Raw genomic sequence first — 15,888 nt, forward strand, 5'->3', positions numbered from 1 at the left:
TAAATTATGCAAGGTTTTAGTACATAAAGTAACGATGATGCCTTTCATTAATATAACCTTACACGGTTAACACTATCCTTTTCAATTGATTACACAATTTTTAAGGATATTATGAATAAGTATACAATCTATTATTGGTTATACATAATATTTTTTTCTTGCATACTAAGAAATTAAGGTCAATAATGATAGTTATATAATAATAAAGTCTTAAAAAACCATACAATTACTCAACATTAAAATTTAATAAAATGAAAAGAAGTGATTCTTATGATTGTACAAACATTATTTCAAAGAAAATGGACGCTATTTTTAGCTACATTCATGATTGCGATCATTGGTGGTTTATTATTTAAATTGATACATCTCCCTATTCCGTGGCTACTTGGTCCGATGTTTTTTGTTTTTATCTGGGCAAAATTTTTCAAAGAAAAACTTTATTGGCCAAGTAAACTTCGAGATTCGGCAATGATTATCGTAGGATATACAATCGGACTTTCTTTTACTAGTGCCACTTTTGTTCAAATTGGTCAACAGATAACTTCTATGATTTTAATGACTCTCCTTTTATTACTTTTTACATTGATCATATCAATCGTCATTTCAAAGCTATCGGGTATACCATTTCCAACCATTTTAATAGGTAGTATACCAGGTGGATTAAGTCAGATGATAACTTTGGCTGAAGAATTAGAAGATGTTGATATTACGATTGTAACGTTTCTACAAATATCTAGATTAATGATGATTATCTTTACAGTCCCTTTATTTATATTTAGCCCTTTATTTGATATTCATAGAGATAGTTCTCTTACTAGCACCGTTCAAAATTCTGCTAACCTAAGTGATTTATTTCCAAATATTATTGTATTTGCAGTTGTTTGTACTCTTTTTGCAATTTTAGGTAAACGTATTAATTTTCCTACTGCTTTTTTATTGGGACCAATGCTTGCTACTATCATATTAAATTTATCAGGAATTCATGGTCATTCTCTCCCATCATTCATTCTTTATTGTTCTCAATTAATGATAGGTGGATATATTGGGCTTTTACTGAAACCTGAAAATATGAAAAATAAATTAAAAATATCAATTTTAGCAATTGGTAGTGGTATTGTCTTATTGTCATTTTCCTTTGGATTAAGCATTTTATTAACGCATTTACATTCTATGAATACTGTCACTTCTATGCTAAGTCTTTCTCCTGGTGGAATGGATCAAATGGCGATCATTGCAAAAGAAGCACACGGTGATATGTCAGTTATAATGTGTTATCAACTATTTAGAACATTATTTATTTTTATTGCAGTTCCTTATTTATTAAAGTTTATCTTTAATCGTATGAATGTGAGAGTTGCAGATAAAATGTAATTGATAAAAGCAGAGTTGAAGTTTAATGTGTAAAGGGGCGTCAATAATACGCCCCTTTTTTGCAAACATTGATATTCTGATTCAATTTAAATATATATTCTATTTTAATAATAAGGTGGAATCTCCTATTACTTCTTGAACTCTCACTTTTTAAAGATAAGTCTTCCCTTTTTAATATGCTTAAGGGAAATTCTCCATCGTTTTTATCATTTTTAAATAAAAACGATTTATTACGAAGAAACTGATTCAAATTAATTCATAAGTATAGTTTATACAACATAAAACAATAATATTGTTATGCACTTTTACATATTTTTAGATGAGGTGAAAATAAATGGTTGTATTATTTACATCAAAAGCCACAACTTCCGGTGGTCGTGAAGGACATGTGAAATCTGAAGATGGATTAATTGATTTACAGCTTACAACGCCATCAGCTCTAAATAAGAAAACTGGTTCAAACCCAGAACAATTATTTGCCGCTGGATACTCTGCATGTTTTGATGGGGCTCTCAATTTCATTGCGAAGAAAAATAAGCATAAAATTGAATCATCAATCACTGCAGAAGTTAGTCTATTAAAAGATGAAACAGAAAGTCCTTTTTCTTTAGCTGTTACATTAAACGCGCATATTAAAGGTGTGCCTCAAGATGTTGCTGTGGAGCTAGTCAAAGAAGCACATGGTTTTTGTCCATATTCAAAAGCTTTACGAAATAATGTTGATGTAAAATTAAAGGTTTCGGTTGAATAATGAAAGTTTGTAAGTACGTAAAAAGACTGTTAATACATATTAACAGTCTTTTTTATATTCAATATGAACCCTCTTTTTGCCAAATAAATTATATTTGTATTCTTATTTTTTCAGATCATAATAAGAGGAGTTATAAAAATTTATTGATCAAACTTTTTAAAAACAAGTACAGCATTATGTCCACCAAAACCGAAGCCATTTGAAATTGCATAGTTTACTTCAGCTTGTATAACTTTATTTGGTACATAGTCTAGATCACATTCCTCATCTGGAAACTCATAATTGATCGTCGGTGGAATGATATTTTCCAGTATGCTCTTTAGGGTAATAATTGCTTCTATTCCCCCAGCTGCACCAAACAGATGGCCAGTCATCGACTTTGTTGAGCTTACTTTTAGATGATATGCATGTTCACCAAACACACTCTTAATTGCTTTTGTTTCTGATTTATCTCCTTCAGGGGTACTCGTTCCATGTGCGTTGATATAATCTATCTTAGTTGGGTCAATTTGAGCTAATTCTAACGCTAGCTTCATTGCGCGTTCTGCACCGTGAAAATCAGGTGACGTAATATGGAAAGCATCAGTTGTTGAACCATATCCAACGATTTCTCCTAGAATGGTTGCTCCTCTTTTTTTAGCATGCTCATATTCTTCTAATAACAAAATACCGGAGCCTTCAGACATGACAAAGCCGTCTCGATTTTTATCAAAAGGTCGACTAGCTTTCATTGGTTCATCATTATTTGTTGACATTGCTCTCATTCTTGAAAATCCTGCATAAGCTAATGGATTAATCGATGCTTCTGATCCCCCTGCTAAAATAGCATCTGAGTAACCATGACGAATATTTAAAAAAGCTTCTCCAATTGCGTGATTACCAGTTGCACAAGCAGAAACTGGAGAAAAGCTTGTACCTTTAAAACCAGTTTTAATAGAAATAATCCCTACAGCCATGTTGATAATCATCATAGGTACCATAAACGGTGATACTTTTCTAGGTCCTTTATCCAAAAGTGTTTGATGATTTTCTAATACAGTATCAATACCACCGATACCTGAACCAATAAAAATACCTAATCTATTAGGATCTAGTTTTTCGATATCTAAATTTGCCTGATCTAAAGCTTGTCTAGATGCTGCATATGCATATTGTACAAATTTATCGTATTTTCCTAATTCCTTCTTTTCAAAGTAATTTTCGGGTGAGAAATCTTTGATAGCTCCACCAATTTTTGTATTAATGTCTTCATATCCTTCAAATTCAACTTTATTAATACCTGATTTTGATGCTTTAATATGATCCCATAAAGTGTCCACATCATTACCTAAAGGTGAAACAACTCCATAACCAGTAACTACGACTCTTTTGCTCATATGAATCCTCCTTCAAATACAAAATATGATAAATAAAGAATAGTTAATAGTAATTAAAATAACATCTTTTTTAACTGCTTAATAATCATATCCAAATACTTCTTGTCTCTGTTTAATCGACTTAAGGCTAACGAACCTTCTAATGAAGAAAGAATAAAGACCGCCATTTCTTCTGGATGAATATCTTTATTAATTTCATTACGAACTTGTCCTTGTTGAATAATGTTTGTAATTAACTGGATTAACCCATTAAATCCATCTTTAATTGTATCTTCAAATTCAATCATTGAATCATCTGCTTCAATCGCAGCATTCATTAAAGGGCATCCACCTCGGATGAATTGATCGTGTAATAATGTGCTAAATACATTAATAAATTCATCAAATTGTTCACATGCAGTATTTTTTTCAGACACCGCATGAATATAATGTTCCTTTAATGTATTCATTGAGTGTAAAAATGAAGCTTCAGCCAAAGATTCCTTGTTTTCAAAATGATTATAGATTCCACCTTTTTTTAAACCGGTAGCATTCATGATGTCTGAAATAGAGGTTGTTTTATACCCTTGCATATTAAAAAGAGAAGATGATTGTTCAATTATATAATTCTTTGTTCGTTCACCTTTGTTCACATGCATTCACCTCTTTCTTTTTAAAAAAAGAACAATCGGTCTTTTTTATTAAACAATTTTCTATTTGGTTTGTCAACTGACTTGTCCATTAAGACTATTCTTCATAAATCATTTTTCGTGTCATACCACCATCAACGATGATATTTTGACCATTTATAAAATTGTTATCGGGATCTGCTAAATATAGACATGCTTTTGCAATGTCTTCGGGTTTTCCAACACGATTAGACCAATGTTGTACATGATCTTTTTCTTTTAAGTCATCATAATTATTAAACTCTATCCAACCTGGACTGATACAATTCACTGTAATATTATTGGTCTGAAGTGAAGCGGCTAAGGAATGAGTTAGTGATACAATTCCACCTTTTGAAGCAGCATAAGACTCTGAGTTTGGTTCAGACATTATTGCTCTTGTAGATGCCATATTAATAATACTACCTCCATTAGTCATTACTTTTGCGGCCTCTCTGGAAGCAATAAATACACTTCTTAAGTTTGTATGTATTACATCATCAAATTCTTGGGTACTTAATTCAAATAATGGTTTGAACATAGCGATTCCTGCATTATTAATTAAAATATCAATCTTCCCATATGTATTCATAACATATTTGATGAGATTTTTTAGATCTTCTTCTTGCTTAACATTCGTATTAAAAAATGAAGCTTTTCCCCCATCCATTTCTATTTGTTGTTGTACATACTTCCCTTTTTCAACATCAAGATCGGCGATACAAACAATCGCACCTTGTTGTCCGAACGCTTTTGCAATCCCTTCGCCTATACCATTTGCGCCACCAGTGATAATAACTACTTTATCAATAAATTTAGCTGTCATCGTTTCAAATCCTTTCATCTATCTTTGTTTCTATTAGTTTTGTTCACGCTAGTACAAAAAAATTAAACAGTCTTCTTGATATCAATTCATTATACTTAATATACGCTATTAAACAAAAAAACTGCCAGAAGGCAGTTTTTATAATACAGACTAATTAGTTCGAATATATCATTTTTTGTTTATGAAATTTCATTTCTAAGTGAACTTAAATATCCTGGTTCAGTCCCATTTTTTTCAATAGATATATGAGCATTTCTTTTTCTGTCTTATTGATATGAGAAAACAATTGATCAATCATTTGTTCATGCTCAGGGAAAATGGAACTAATTAAATGACGACCTTCATCAGTTAAAACTGCGTAAGTTACTCTTCGATCTTTTGGACAAGGCAATCGTTTTATAAATCCCTTGGCCTCTAATTTATCAAGAACATATGTCATATTTCCACTTGAAATTAATATTCTTTTACCAATATGTTGAATTGGAGTATCACCTTTATGAAAGAGTAATTCTAAAACTGCAAATTCTGTTAAATTCAAACCAAATAACTTAATATGTTCAATAGCAGCATCTGTTATATATCTATTTGTTTTACAAATCTCAGAGAATAATTGTAGCGATCGGCTTTGATTATACTGATCATTCAACATATATTTCACCTCTCATTACAAAATCTTTAATTCGAGATTATTTTAAAATATTTTCATTGTAAAGTCAATAAGAATGGGATTTTTGCTGCTCTGCGATTAAAAAATCAAAGCATCAATTGCATAAGAACCAGGACCTGTTAGAGCTACCCCAATTACAACTGCTAAAATAATTAAGTTTAATTCATATCCATTTTGAGTTGACCAAAAACCGTTTGGACCATGCACTTTTACAATCGCTACGAACATTGCACCAGCAATTAATAATGATGCTAATGGTGTTAATAAACCTGTTGCAAATAAAATACCACCTATTAATTCACTTACCCCAGCGAAAAATGCCATTTGTACCCCTGGTTTTAAGCCAATCGAATCCATCCATTGACCAGTACCTTTTAAACCATACCCACCAAACATTCCAAATAATTTCTGTGCACCGTGACCAATAAAAGAAACCCCTATCACTAAACGGATGATTAATAATCCTAAACCTACTAACATAATTTTCATTCTCCTCTTTTGTTTTAGTTTTAATTAAAGTATCTCTAATTCGAGATAACGTGTTAAAAAAAATTTGAAACCACTACTTCTTAATTATGATTGCACAATATAAGTTTCATCTATTTTATTAATTTTCACCTCACTCAATTTATCTTTACTTCGAGATAATATTAATCTAAATTTATCTCTTTGTCAACAGAGTTATTGAAAAAAATAAAAAAGATGAACAAAACGTTCATCTCAATTTTCTCTTATTACATGTAGCCCTATTCTATTGTTGAATATCTGGTTTTTATTTTTGAATACAAAAGAACCATTTACATAATCAATGACTAACTGATTTTCGTAAACATCTTCAAAATGTAAGTTAACCATAAATTCAATACCGTCACCCGTGATTAATTTTTCATTAGGTCCGCATGGTCTTTTATTGATCACTTGGATTTGATAAATGTTATTTACAACGTCACAACTACCACGATCAAATTCTAATAATAATATTTGATGGTCTTCTATATTCTTTAACTTTTCTTTTGCAGAATCAGTAATTTTAAAATCCATTTTATAACCTGCCTTATTATTTAGTAACATGAAGGAATTTTACACAAACAGGTTCTGGTACAAGTACATCTGAATGAATGACTGTTAATTTTCCTGTGTGCTGATCCCTAGTAAAAAGTACAAGATTGCCAGAGATTTCATTTGAAGCAATAACATAATTTTCAGTAGGATCTAATACAAAATCACGTGGCCAGTTCCCTTCTGATGAAACAATTTCAACTAATTCTAGCTTACCATTGTCTTGATTTACACTAAACACAGCTATACTATTATGTCCACGGTTTCCTGCATAGACAAATTGGCCATCATTTGAAATATGAATAGCGCTACCTTGGTTATTTTCAGTGAAATCAGTTGGTATAGTCGAAATATATTGTAGTTCAGTAAAGCTACCGTCTTCCTTGTTATATGATAATACAATTACTTCTGAACTTAACTCAGTCATTACATAAGCATATTGACCATTTGGATGGAATGTTAAATGTCTTGGGCCACTTCCTGGTTTTACGTTTAAAGTAGTAGATTTTGTTAAAGTACTGTTATCTAATTTGTATGTATTAATTTCATCTGTTCCTAAGTCTACCGCAAGTACAAATTTTTCATCTGGTGAAAATCCTGAATAATGAGCATGTGGTTTTTCTTGTCTTGATTGATTAGGTCCAGTACCAATATGCTGCATTGTTGAAGTAACTGGATTTACATGTCCGTTAACTTCAAAGGATTCAATTGTACCTTTGTGGTAGTTAGCTGTTACGACAACATGATTTTCTTCATTAACGCTTACATGACATGGAGATGCGCCTTCTGAGAATTGTGAATTAATTTTTACAAGATCCCCGCTATCCTCATGAATTGAAAATGCAGTTACGCCACCTTTATCTCCTTCTTTCACGACTGAATAAAGGTTTTTATTGTCTTTACTTATTGTTACATATGTAGGATTTTCCAATGTAGCGACTGGTGCAACATCTATAATTCTTTCTGCGTTCGTATCGAGTGTAAAACGATAAATCCCTTTACTTTCCCCTTTAGTATAGGTCCCAATATAACCTAGAAATTTACTGTTAGTTGTTTGCATTTCTACTCCTCCTCAAAATGTTGTATTTTCATTTTATGGAAATGGTTAATCTATTTTAAAAACCCCCTTAATCATAGCTACAGCCTAAAACAGTATCACAGACAAAGGGGGTCTTTTATAATTGATTTATTTATTTGTTACTTAATCAGCTTAGTAAGCTTTGCGATTAAAGTTTAGGTGCTTTTTCCCAATCTGCAGCGAATTTTTCAATTCCTTGATCAGTTAATGGGTGTTTAGAAAGTTGCTCAATTACGCTATATGGAATTGTAGCGATATGTGCACCTGCCAATGCAACACGAGTAACGTGATCTGGGTGACGTACTGATGCTGCGATGATTTGAGTATCTAAGTTATGAACACGGAATAACTCAGCAATTTTAGCAACTAATAATACACCATCTTCAGAGATATCGTCTAAGCGACCTAAGAATGGAGATACGTAAGTTGCACCAGCTCTAGCAGCTAATAATGCTTGGTTTACAGTGAAAATTAATGTAACGTTTGTTTTTACACCTTTTTTAGTTAAGTAACGGCAAGCTTCTAATCCAGCAAGTGTCATCGGAAGTTTGATTGTGATGTTTTTATCTCCACCGTTAATTTTGATTAATTCATCTGCTTCAGCCATCATTTCTTCAGCAGATACAGCATGCGGTGTAACCTCAGCAGATACTGATTCTACTTCCGGAACTAATTTTAAAATTTCTTCAATTCGATCTTCAAATTTCACGCCTTCTTTTGCTACTAATGAAGGGTTTGTTGTAACTCCAGATAATACGCCCATTTTATAAGCTTTTTGAATATCAACTACGTTAGCTGTATCGATAAAAAATTTCATGTTTGTCTTCCTCCAAAAAATAATTATTTTTTATATTTATATTGTAACGCTTATTTATTTCTTTTCAACTGCGTGGCCACCAAATTCATTACGAAGAGCTGCAACAACTTTACCAGTGAATGTATCATTGTCTAATGAACGGTAACGCATTAATAATGACATTGCAATAACTGGAGTAGCTGCTTGTAAATCTAATGCAGTTTCAATTGTCCATTTACCTTCACCTGAAGAATGCATAACCCCTCTAATCTCATCTAACTTAGCATCTTTAGAGAATGCATTTTCAGTTAATTCCATTAACCATGAACGAATAACTGAACCATTGTTCCAAACTTTCGCTACTTTTTCATAATCGTAGTCGAAGTCACTTTTCTCTAATACTTCAAAACCTTCACCGATTGCAGCCATCATTCCGTATTCAATTCCGTTATGAACCATTTTTAAGAAATGACCACTTCCAACTTTACCAGCATATAAGTAACCATTTTCTACAGCAGTATCTTTGAAGATTGGTTCTACGATATCCCAAGCATCTTGATCTCCACCAATCATATAGCAAGCACCATTACGAGCTCCTTCCATACCGCCTGAAGTACCTGCATCCATGAAACGGATACCGAATTCTTTTAATTCATCGTAACGTCTGATTGATTCTTTATAATGAGAGTTACCAGCTTCAATCACAATATCGCCTTCACTTAAGAAAGGTTTTACTTCATTAATAACTGAATCAACTACAGCATGTGGAACCATGATCCAAAGAATTCTTGGAGTATCTAAATTTTTCACTAAATCCTCTAAGCTTGTTACGCCTGTAGCACCAAGTTTATTCATTTCTTCTACAGCACTAGCATTTACGTCAAAAGCAACGACTTCATGGTTGTTGTCCATTAAATTTTGACCTAAGTTTAAACCCATTTTCCCTAATCCAACTAATCCTACTTTCATTACGATATCCTCCTAAATCATCCATGTATCTATATATGTTTTTCTCTAAGTAAATAATTTTATGACAAAAGTATCAAAATACTTTTTTGATTGCATTAGATCAAGAATTTAATAAACTTTTACTAATATTTACAACATTTTTTGTACTGAAACCAAATAGTTCCATTACTTCATTTCCAGTACCTGATGCACCAAATGTTTCAATTGAGATTTTTTTGCCTTTGAAACCAACAAATCGTTCCCATCCTAGAGAAATTCCCATTTCAATTGAAATACGATTTGTATTGTCTGAAGGAAGTACAGATTCTTTATATTCATCAGATTGTTTTTCAAATAATTCCCAACTTGGCATTGCAACGATTCTAACTGATATATTTTCTTTTTCTAACTCAGTTTTGCTATCAACTGCAAGTGCTACTTCTGAACCTGTTGCAATTAAAATTAAGTCAGGTTTGTTATTTGTTTCAGTTAAAACATAAGCACCTTTTGAAAGATTATCAATATTTTTAGCTGTTTCTTCAAATACTGGTAAGTTTTGACGACTTAAGACTAATGCGATTGGTCCTTCAGTATTTTGTAATGCATATGCCCATGCATTTGATGTTTCATTTGCATCCGATGGACGAATGACTGTTAAACCTGGGATTGCACGTAATGCTGCTAAATGTTCAACAGGCTCATGTGTTGGACCATCTTCTCCAACTGCAATTGAATCATGCGTAAATACATACGTTACAGGTAATTTTTGTAATGCTGCTAAACGAATTGATGGACGTAAATAATCATTAAATACAAAGAATGTACTTACGAAAGGTTTTACAGCGCCATGTAAAGCCATACCATTTGCAGCTGCACCCATTGCATGCTCACGAACACCAAAGTAAATATTGCGACCTGCATAAGATTCAACAGCAAATTTACTCTCATCTTTAATATCTGTCATAGTAGAGTGAGATAAGTCTGCGCTTCCTCCAAAAATTTCAGGTACTGATTTTATGTAGTGATTAATTGCTTCACCACTTGCTACACGTGTAGAAACCGTTTTTTGAGGATCAAACGTTAATATTCCATCAGCATCGATCAAAACTTCTCCATTAATTGCTTTCTCTAATTCAGTAGCTAATTCTGGATAAGCCTCACGATATTGATTAAATAATTGATTCCATTCAGATTCTAACTGACTACCTTTAATTTGTATCTCGCTAAAATGCTGTTTAACTTCTTCTGGAACATAAAAATCTTCATCATAGTTCCATCCATAAGCTTTCTTCGTTTCTTTCGCTTCTTCGATACCAAGTGGAGCACCATGTGCTTTATTAGTACCAGCAACTTTTGGACTACCGAAACCGATAATCGTTCTGATTTCAATAATAGTTGGTTGACTAGTGTTTTGTTTCGCAAGCTCAATTGCTTTTGAAATCTCTTCTTGATCGTTACCATTCTCAACACGTAAGTAGTGCCAATTAAATGATTCTGCTCTTTTTTGCATATCTTCTGAGTAAGAAAGATTTAATGTACCATCTAAAGAAATATCATTTGAATCATAAAGCACTACTAATTTACCAAGCTTCATATGACCCGCAAGTGACATTGCTTCATAAGCAACACCTTCCATTAAATCCCCATCACCAACTAGTGCATAAGTATGATGATCAATAATTGAATGGCTATCCTTGTTAAATTTAGCAGCTAAATGAGCTTCTGCCATTGCCATACCAACAGCTGTTGCAATACCTTGTCCTAATGGACCTGTTGTAGCTTCAACACCATCAGTATGTCCAAATTCAGGATGACCAGGTGTTTTACTATTTAGTTTACGGAAGTCTTTTAAATCTTGGATCGATACATCATAACCTGCTACGTGTAGCAAGCTGTATAACATACTAGAACCATGTCCTGCTGAAAGTACGAAACGGTCGCGGTCAAACCATTTAGAACTCTTTGGATTGTGTTTTAAATGGTTTGCCCAAAGAGCATATGCCATTGGTGCTGCACCCATAGGTAGTCCAGGGTGTCCTGAGTTTGCTGCGTTAATCGCATCGATTGATAATGTTCGAATTGTGTTAATTGCTAAAGTATCAATAGTTGTATTCATTTTTAGATACTCCTTTTTAGTTTCTTATTTTCACTAAGATCAGATTCTTCTGAATCCGAGTCAAGCCACCATTTAAATCCATCTTCGGCCAATAATTGACTAGATGCATCGGGGCCAAATAAACCAGCTTTATATGAATGAAGTGGTGTTAAATTTTCTTCAAATGCCTCTAGAATTGGTTGGACAAATTGCCAAGCTAATTCTACTTCTTTCCAGTGTGCAAAAAACTTCGCATCTCCGCGAATTGCATCATGTACTAGTAATTCGTAAGCTTCTGGTTGGTCAGCGGCATTTGCTAAATAATCTGCACGAACAGGTTCAATTTTCCCATCAATGTTTTTGCTATTTAAATAGAAGGAAACTCTTTCGCTTGGATTAATCTCAATTACTAAAAGATTTGGTCCAACTAATTCATTTCTCTTTTTATATAGATCATCTTGCATTGGGTTTTTAAATTCAAACACAATACGCGTCGATTTTTCTTTTAAACGTTTACCTGTACGAATATAAAATGGTATACCCTTCCAAAATGAGTTATCAATCCATAATCGAGCAGCTACAAACGTATCATTCTGAGATGAAATGTCAATTCCAGGCTCTTGTTTGTATCCTAAAAGCTTTTTACCATTTTGTTCCCCTGCTGCATATTGACCACGAACAACATGAGATGTGACTTCATCTTTTGTCATCGGTCTAAGTGCTTCTAAAACTTTACGTTTTTCTGTACGCACTTCATCTGTTGTAACATTTTTTGGTAAGTGCATTGCAGTCATCATTAATAACTGAAGCATATGATTTTGGAACATATCACGAATTGCACCGGCATTATCATAATAACCAGCTCTTTCTTCCACCCCAACAGTTTCACTTGCAGTGATTTGGACATTTGCAATAAATTGATTATTCCACAATGCCTGAAGGACTGGGTTCGCTAATTCTAAAGCTTCTAAATTTTGAACCATTGGTTTACCTAAGTAATGGTCAATTCTATATATTTCATCTTCGTTAAAAGATTTACTTAATTTCTCATTTAAATCTCTTGCAGATTTAAGGTCTCGTCCAAACGGTTTTTCGATAATTAGACGTTTCCATCCTTTAGTAGTGCCTAAGCCACTATCTTTAATGTTAAATGCGATTGTTTCAAATAATTCAGGGGCTACAGATAAGTAAAATAATCTGTTTTCTGGAATATTTAATTCAAGTTCGCGTTTTTTCACAAGGTTTAACAAATCAAGAAATCCTTCTTTTTTTGTAATATCTAATTGATGATAACGGATTGATTCGAGAAAAGCCTGAGTTTTTTCGTCACTTTCTAATGCACGTCTAGAAAATGTCTGAAGTGATTGTTTCACTTGTAGCTGAAACTCTTTATCTGAAATCTCTTTTCGACCGAGTCCAATTATTGAAAATGATTTTGGCATTTTCTGATCAATAAATAAATTATATAAAGCAGGATAAATTTTTCGTTTTGCTAAATCACCTGTACCTCCAAATAATACAAATGACATAGAATCCATTACTAAACCCCCTAAGTTCGAACCTTTTAATCTATTTATCTATTATCTTTTTAAAGACATAAAAAGTTCGGTTGTATATTAAATTGTAAAATGTATCTGAAATTCTTTGATTAAAAGTACTGAAAAATCCTATTTTAATGAAGGGTTGATCCGTTTAATTTAGTCAGAAGGATTTCAATGTAAATATATATCTTTGAGAAAGGTATTTGTCATTTATTCTCGAAAAATATTTTTTCACACTCACTATAATACAAGAAAAAAATTTTAGTTACCAATAAAATGCTTAAAATTCAAGAATTTGGTTAAAATTTTTTCGACATATATCAAAAAAGCCTTGAATAACTATGTAAAGTTACCCTAGGCTTTAAAATGATTTGGTTTAAAATAAAGTACTTCGACCAAATGTCTCACTAGAAGGTCATTTGAAGATGATTTGAATTGTAGATAAAATAATCCCAATTAAAAACCCACATACTGCTCCATTTACACGAATCCAAGTAATATCTTTTCCGATCTTGTTTTCTAATAAATCTGTAATTTCTTCTGTAGATAATTTTTCTATATTCATTCGGACTAGTTCGCCAATTTTATAGTGATATTTTTCAATTAATTGATATAAGATTTTTTTAAAGCTAATGTCTATTTTATTTACCCAACCAGATTTTTTAATAAAATCAAGTAAACGGAGCAATGTATTCAAAATATATGTACGATCCGCTAATTTATTTTGAATCCAATTTGTAACTTCTTGTATTGCATAGGTAGCCCCACTATTTTTCCATTCATCTAATTGTCTTATAACATTTTCATTTGTTTTACTTTTCTCAGCTTCAATTCGAATAAATGAAAGGATTGTTTTACGTCGATCACTTTCTGGATTTTTTAATTCAATTAATAAATCAAGTAATCCATTATGAATAAATTCAATAATCTTTTCTTCGCCAATCATTGGTAGAAAAGCTTTAATCATAAAGAATTTTCTTTCAATAAATTGAATGATTTCTCTTCCAATCAGTTCTTTTATATGTGGCATTTTTACATAATCTTCAATTTTATCAATTAAAAATTCATATGTTTTTTCATCCCACTCGTTCTGGAAAATCTTATCGATCACATTGCTCCAAATTTTTTCGCTTGATATAGATTTAAGGGTTGTATGTAATGAATCTTGAATGATTTTTTCTATTGATTTCTTTTGAATTGAAGAGCCAAATTCTTGTATGGAAGATATGATTTTTTCTTTAGACTCTTCATCATTTAGCATATTTTCAAAAGAATCTACACCTTTTTCAATCCATTTTTGTTCATTTACTTTTTCAATTAAACTTTCTTTACTAAGCCATTGATTATTCAGTGAAGACAAAATACCTTCAGTAATTTTAGCTCTATTTTTAGGAAGTAAAGCTGTATGTGGGATCGGTATATTAAGTGGGTGTCTAAACATTGCTGTAACAGCGAACCAATCGGCAAGTCCCCCTACTAGTGCAGCTTCAAACCCTCCTGATAATATTTGAATGAATTTTGCTTGAAACGGCATTGTTGCGACAAATCCAGTTGATGCAACCAACAAAGATAGATTTGCAAGCCGTTTTGAATTTTTTTCAACCATTTCTTTATTGCCTCCTATTGCTGTTTGAAATTAGTATATCACTGATTGATGACAATACTAAATTTAGGGAAAATCGTTATGACTGTATGCAGAATATATAAAAATTGCTTAAAATAACTAATCATTCAATATTCTTTTGAAAATGATGACATGTAATATCTAAACCATTCTTAAGGTAAAAACGGTGTGCATCAAATCTATTTACACCTGAATCTAAATGGAATTGTTTACATCCTTTTTTCGATGCTTCTTCAATTAACCAATTCCATAATAATTGAGCATATCCATTTTTACGGCTGCTTTCGTTTGTAATTAAATCATCAACATATAAGTATTGATCCCATGCTAATGATTCAGTTAATCTATAACCTGCCACAGCCATTACTTCATGTTCATCAACGACCGCTATTAATGTATAATCATGTCTTTCCATTAAGCGTCTGATTTTAGTAACGTATTCAGTTTGATTTAAGTGAGGTCTTAGTTGTTTAACTGTATGAAAAGTAAGCATGATTTCTTCATCACTTTGCATAATCTTTACTTCCGGCATCATGATACAACTCCATTCTAAAAATGTTATAAGTAAGAAATTAAAATATGTCTAACTTAAAAATACCAAATTTTAGTGATTTTAAGAAAGGATTTTCTATAAATTAATAGAATGTATCAATTTAATATTCTGCGGATAGAAAGGGTTTGAAAAATGGGTAGAAAAATAATTTATATCATTGCATCTGTTATATTCATTTTATCAATTTTTATCTATTTCAATTTTTTCCGGGGCATCACTCAAGATACAAATTTTTTATTGATTAATAAAGTTGAAGTTTCTGAGAATGTAATTAATCTTCATGCATCAAACCCTAAGAGCGGAATCATGATTAGTGGCATAGACAAAACTTATAAAGATCATATTGTTTATCTCAAATTCCGAGGAGCCCTAGTTAATGAATATGGTAAATCGATTAAAGATGGAAAAATTAGTATAAATGGAAATTATAAAGATATAAATAAAGTAGTGATATTAGGGAACAATTATCAAAAAAAGCAGATTTGGGAAAGATAACAAAAACAGACCTAGAGTATATTGGTCTGTTTTTGTTTGTTGACTCTTTTCATATGAAGAT

16 protein-coding genes are annotated in these 15,888 nt (G+C 31.9%); 3 read left to right on the forward strand and 13 right to left on the reverse strand.

The window, feature by feature from the left end:
- Window positions 1–270: 270 nt before the first annotated feature.
- Both CAB05_RS00695 and CAB05_RS00700 read left to right on the forward strand, forming a co-directional pair.
- Window positions 271–1,371, forward strand: a complete 1,101-nt coding sequence (locus tag CAB05_RS00695) for an AbrB family transcriptional regulator (RefSeq protein ID WP_087997857.1) — start codon at window positions 271–273, stop codon at window positions 1,369–1,371.
- A gap of 334 nt (window positions 1,372–1,705) precedes the next feature.
- A complete protein-coding gene (locus CAB05_RS00700) occupies window positions 1,706–2,122 on the forward strand; it encodes an organic hydroperoxide resistance protein (RefSeq protein ID WP_087997858.1) in 417 nt (138 codons plus the stop codon).
- Between the two features lie 140 nt (window positions 2,123–2,262).
- Here the strand turns inward: CAB05_RS00700 and fabF are convergent, their stop codons facing one another.
- The 13 genes from fabF to CAB05_RS00765 form a co-directional block, all read right to left on the reverse strand.
- Entirely contained in the window at window positions 2,263–3,498 is a 1,236-nt protein-coding gene (gene fabF / locus CAB05_RS00705) for a beta-ketoacyl-ACP synthase II (RefSeq protein ID WP_087997860.1), read from the reverse strand.
- 53 nt (window positions 3,499–3,551) lie between these two features.
- On the reverse strand, window positions 3,552–4,130 hold the full coding sequence (locus CAB05_RS00710) for a TetR/AcrR family transcriptional regulator (protein ID WP_188483329.1): 579 nt from the start codon (window positions 4,128–4,130) through the stop codon (window positions 3,552–3,554).
- 94 nt (window positions 4,131–4,224) lie between these two features.
- A complete protein-coding gene (locus CAB05_RS00715; protein ID WP_235821334.1) occupies window positions 4,225–4,989 on the reverse strand; it encodes an SDR family NAD(P)-dependent oxidoreductase in 765 nt (254 codons plus the stop codon).
- Window positions 4,990–5,176: 187 nt separating this feature from the next.
- Window positions 5,177–5,620, reverse strand: a complete 444-nt coding sequence (locus CAB05_RS00720; RefSeq protein WP_087997863.1) for a MarR family winged helix-turn-helix transcriptional regulator — start codon at window positions 5,618–5,620, stop codon at window positions 5,177–5,179.
- 96 nt (window positions 5,621–5,716) lie between these two features.
- The gene (locus CAB05_RS00725) at window positions 5,717–6,118 is read right to left on the reverse strand and encodes a DoxX family protein (protein WP_087997865.1); all 402 of its coding nucleotides are present in this window, start codon (window positions 6,116–6,118) and stop codon (window positions 5,717–5,719) included.
- 240 nt (window positions 6,119–6,358) lie between these two features.
- A complete protein-coding gene (locus CAB05_RS00730; RefSeq protein ID WP_087998589.1) occupies window positions 6,359–6,679 on the reverse strand; it encodes an iron-sulfur cluster biosynthesis family protein in 321 nt (106 codons plus the stop codon).
- A 16-nt stretch (window positions 6,680–6,695) separates the two neighbouring features.
- On the reverse strand, window positions 6,696–7,757 hold the full coding sequence (locus CAB05_RS00735) for a lactonase family protein (protein ID WP_087997866.1): 1,062 nt from the start codon (window positions 7,755–7,757) through the stop codon (window positions 6,696–6,698).
- 166 nt (window positions 7,758–7,923) lie between these two features.
- Window positions 7,924–8,592, reverse strand: a complete 669-nt coding sequence (gene fsa, locus CAB05_RS00740) for a fructose-6-phosphate aldolase (protein ID WP_087997867.1) — start codon at window positions 8,590–8,592, stop codon at window positions 7,924–7,926.
- A 54-nt stretch (window positions 8,593–8,646) separates the two neighbouring features.
- Window positions 8,647–9,540 carry a phosphogluconate dehydrogenase (NAD(+)-dependent, decarboxylating) gene (gene gnd, locus CAB05_RS00745; protein WP_087997869.1) on the reverse strand — a complete coding sequence of 298 codons (894 nt, stop codon included), beginning with the start codon at window positions 9,538–9,540 and terminating at the stop codon, window positions 8,647–8,649.
- 100 nt (window positions 9,541–9,640) lie between these two features.
- The gene (gene tkt, locus CAB05_RS00750; RefSeq protein WP_087997871.1) at window positions 9,641–11,635 is read right to left on the reverse strand and encodes a transketolase; all 1,995 of its coding nucleotides are present in this window, start codon (window positions 11,633–11,635) and stop codon (window positions 9,641–9,643) included.
- 2 nt (window positions 11,636–11,637) lie between these two features.
- The gene (gene zwf / locus CAB05_RS00755; protein ID WP_087997873.1) at window positions 11,638–13,152 is read right to left on the reverse strand and encodes a glucose-6-phosphate dehydrogenase; all 1,515 of its coding nucleotides are present in this window, start codon (window positions 13,150–13,152) and stop codon (window positions 11,638–11,640) included.
- Window positions 13,153–13,570: 418 nt separating this feature from the next.
- On the reverse strand, window positions 13,571–14,761 hold the full coding sequence (locus tag CAB05_RS00760; protein WP_087997874.1) for a DUF445 domain-containing protein: 1,191 nt from the start codon (window positions 14,759–14,761) through the stop codon (window positions 13,571–13,573).
- A 121-nt stretch (window positions 14,762–14,882) separates the two neighbouring features.
- Window positions 14,883–15,311: a GNAT family N-acetyltransferase gene (locus tag CAB05_RS00765; protein ID WP_235821335.1), complete on the reverse strand. Its 429-nt coding sequence runs from the start codon at window positions 15,309–15,311 to the stop codon at window positions 14,883–14,885.
- Window positions 15,312–15,464: 153 nt separating this feature from the next.
- On the opposite strand from CAB05_RS00765, the gene CAB05_RS00770 reads away from it, so the two are divergent.
- Window positions 15,465–15,827: a hypothetical protein gene (locus CAB05_RS00770; RefSeq protein WP_087997877.1), complete on the forward strand. Its 363-nt coding sequence runs from the start codon at window positions 15,465–15,467 to the stop codon at window positions 15,825–15,827.
- Window positions 15,828–15,888: the final 61 nt, after the last annotated feature.

Origin of the sequence: Gottfriedia solisilvae, from assembly GCF_002128405.1 — a bacterium.
GTDB lineage: Bacteria > Bacillota > Bacilli > Bacillales > Bacillaceae_G > Gottfriedia > Gottfriedia solisilvae.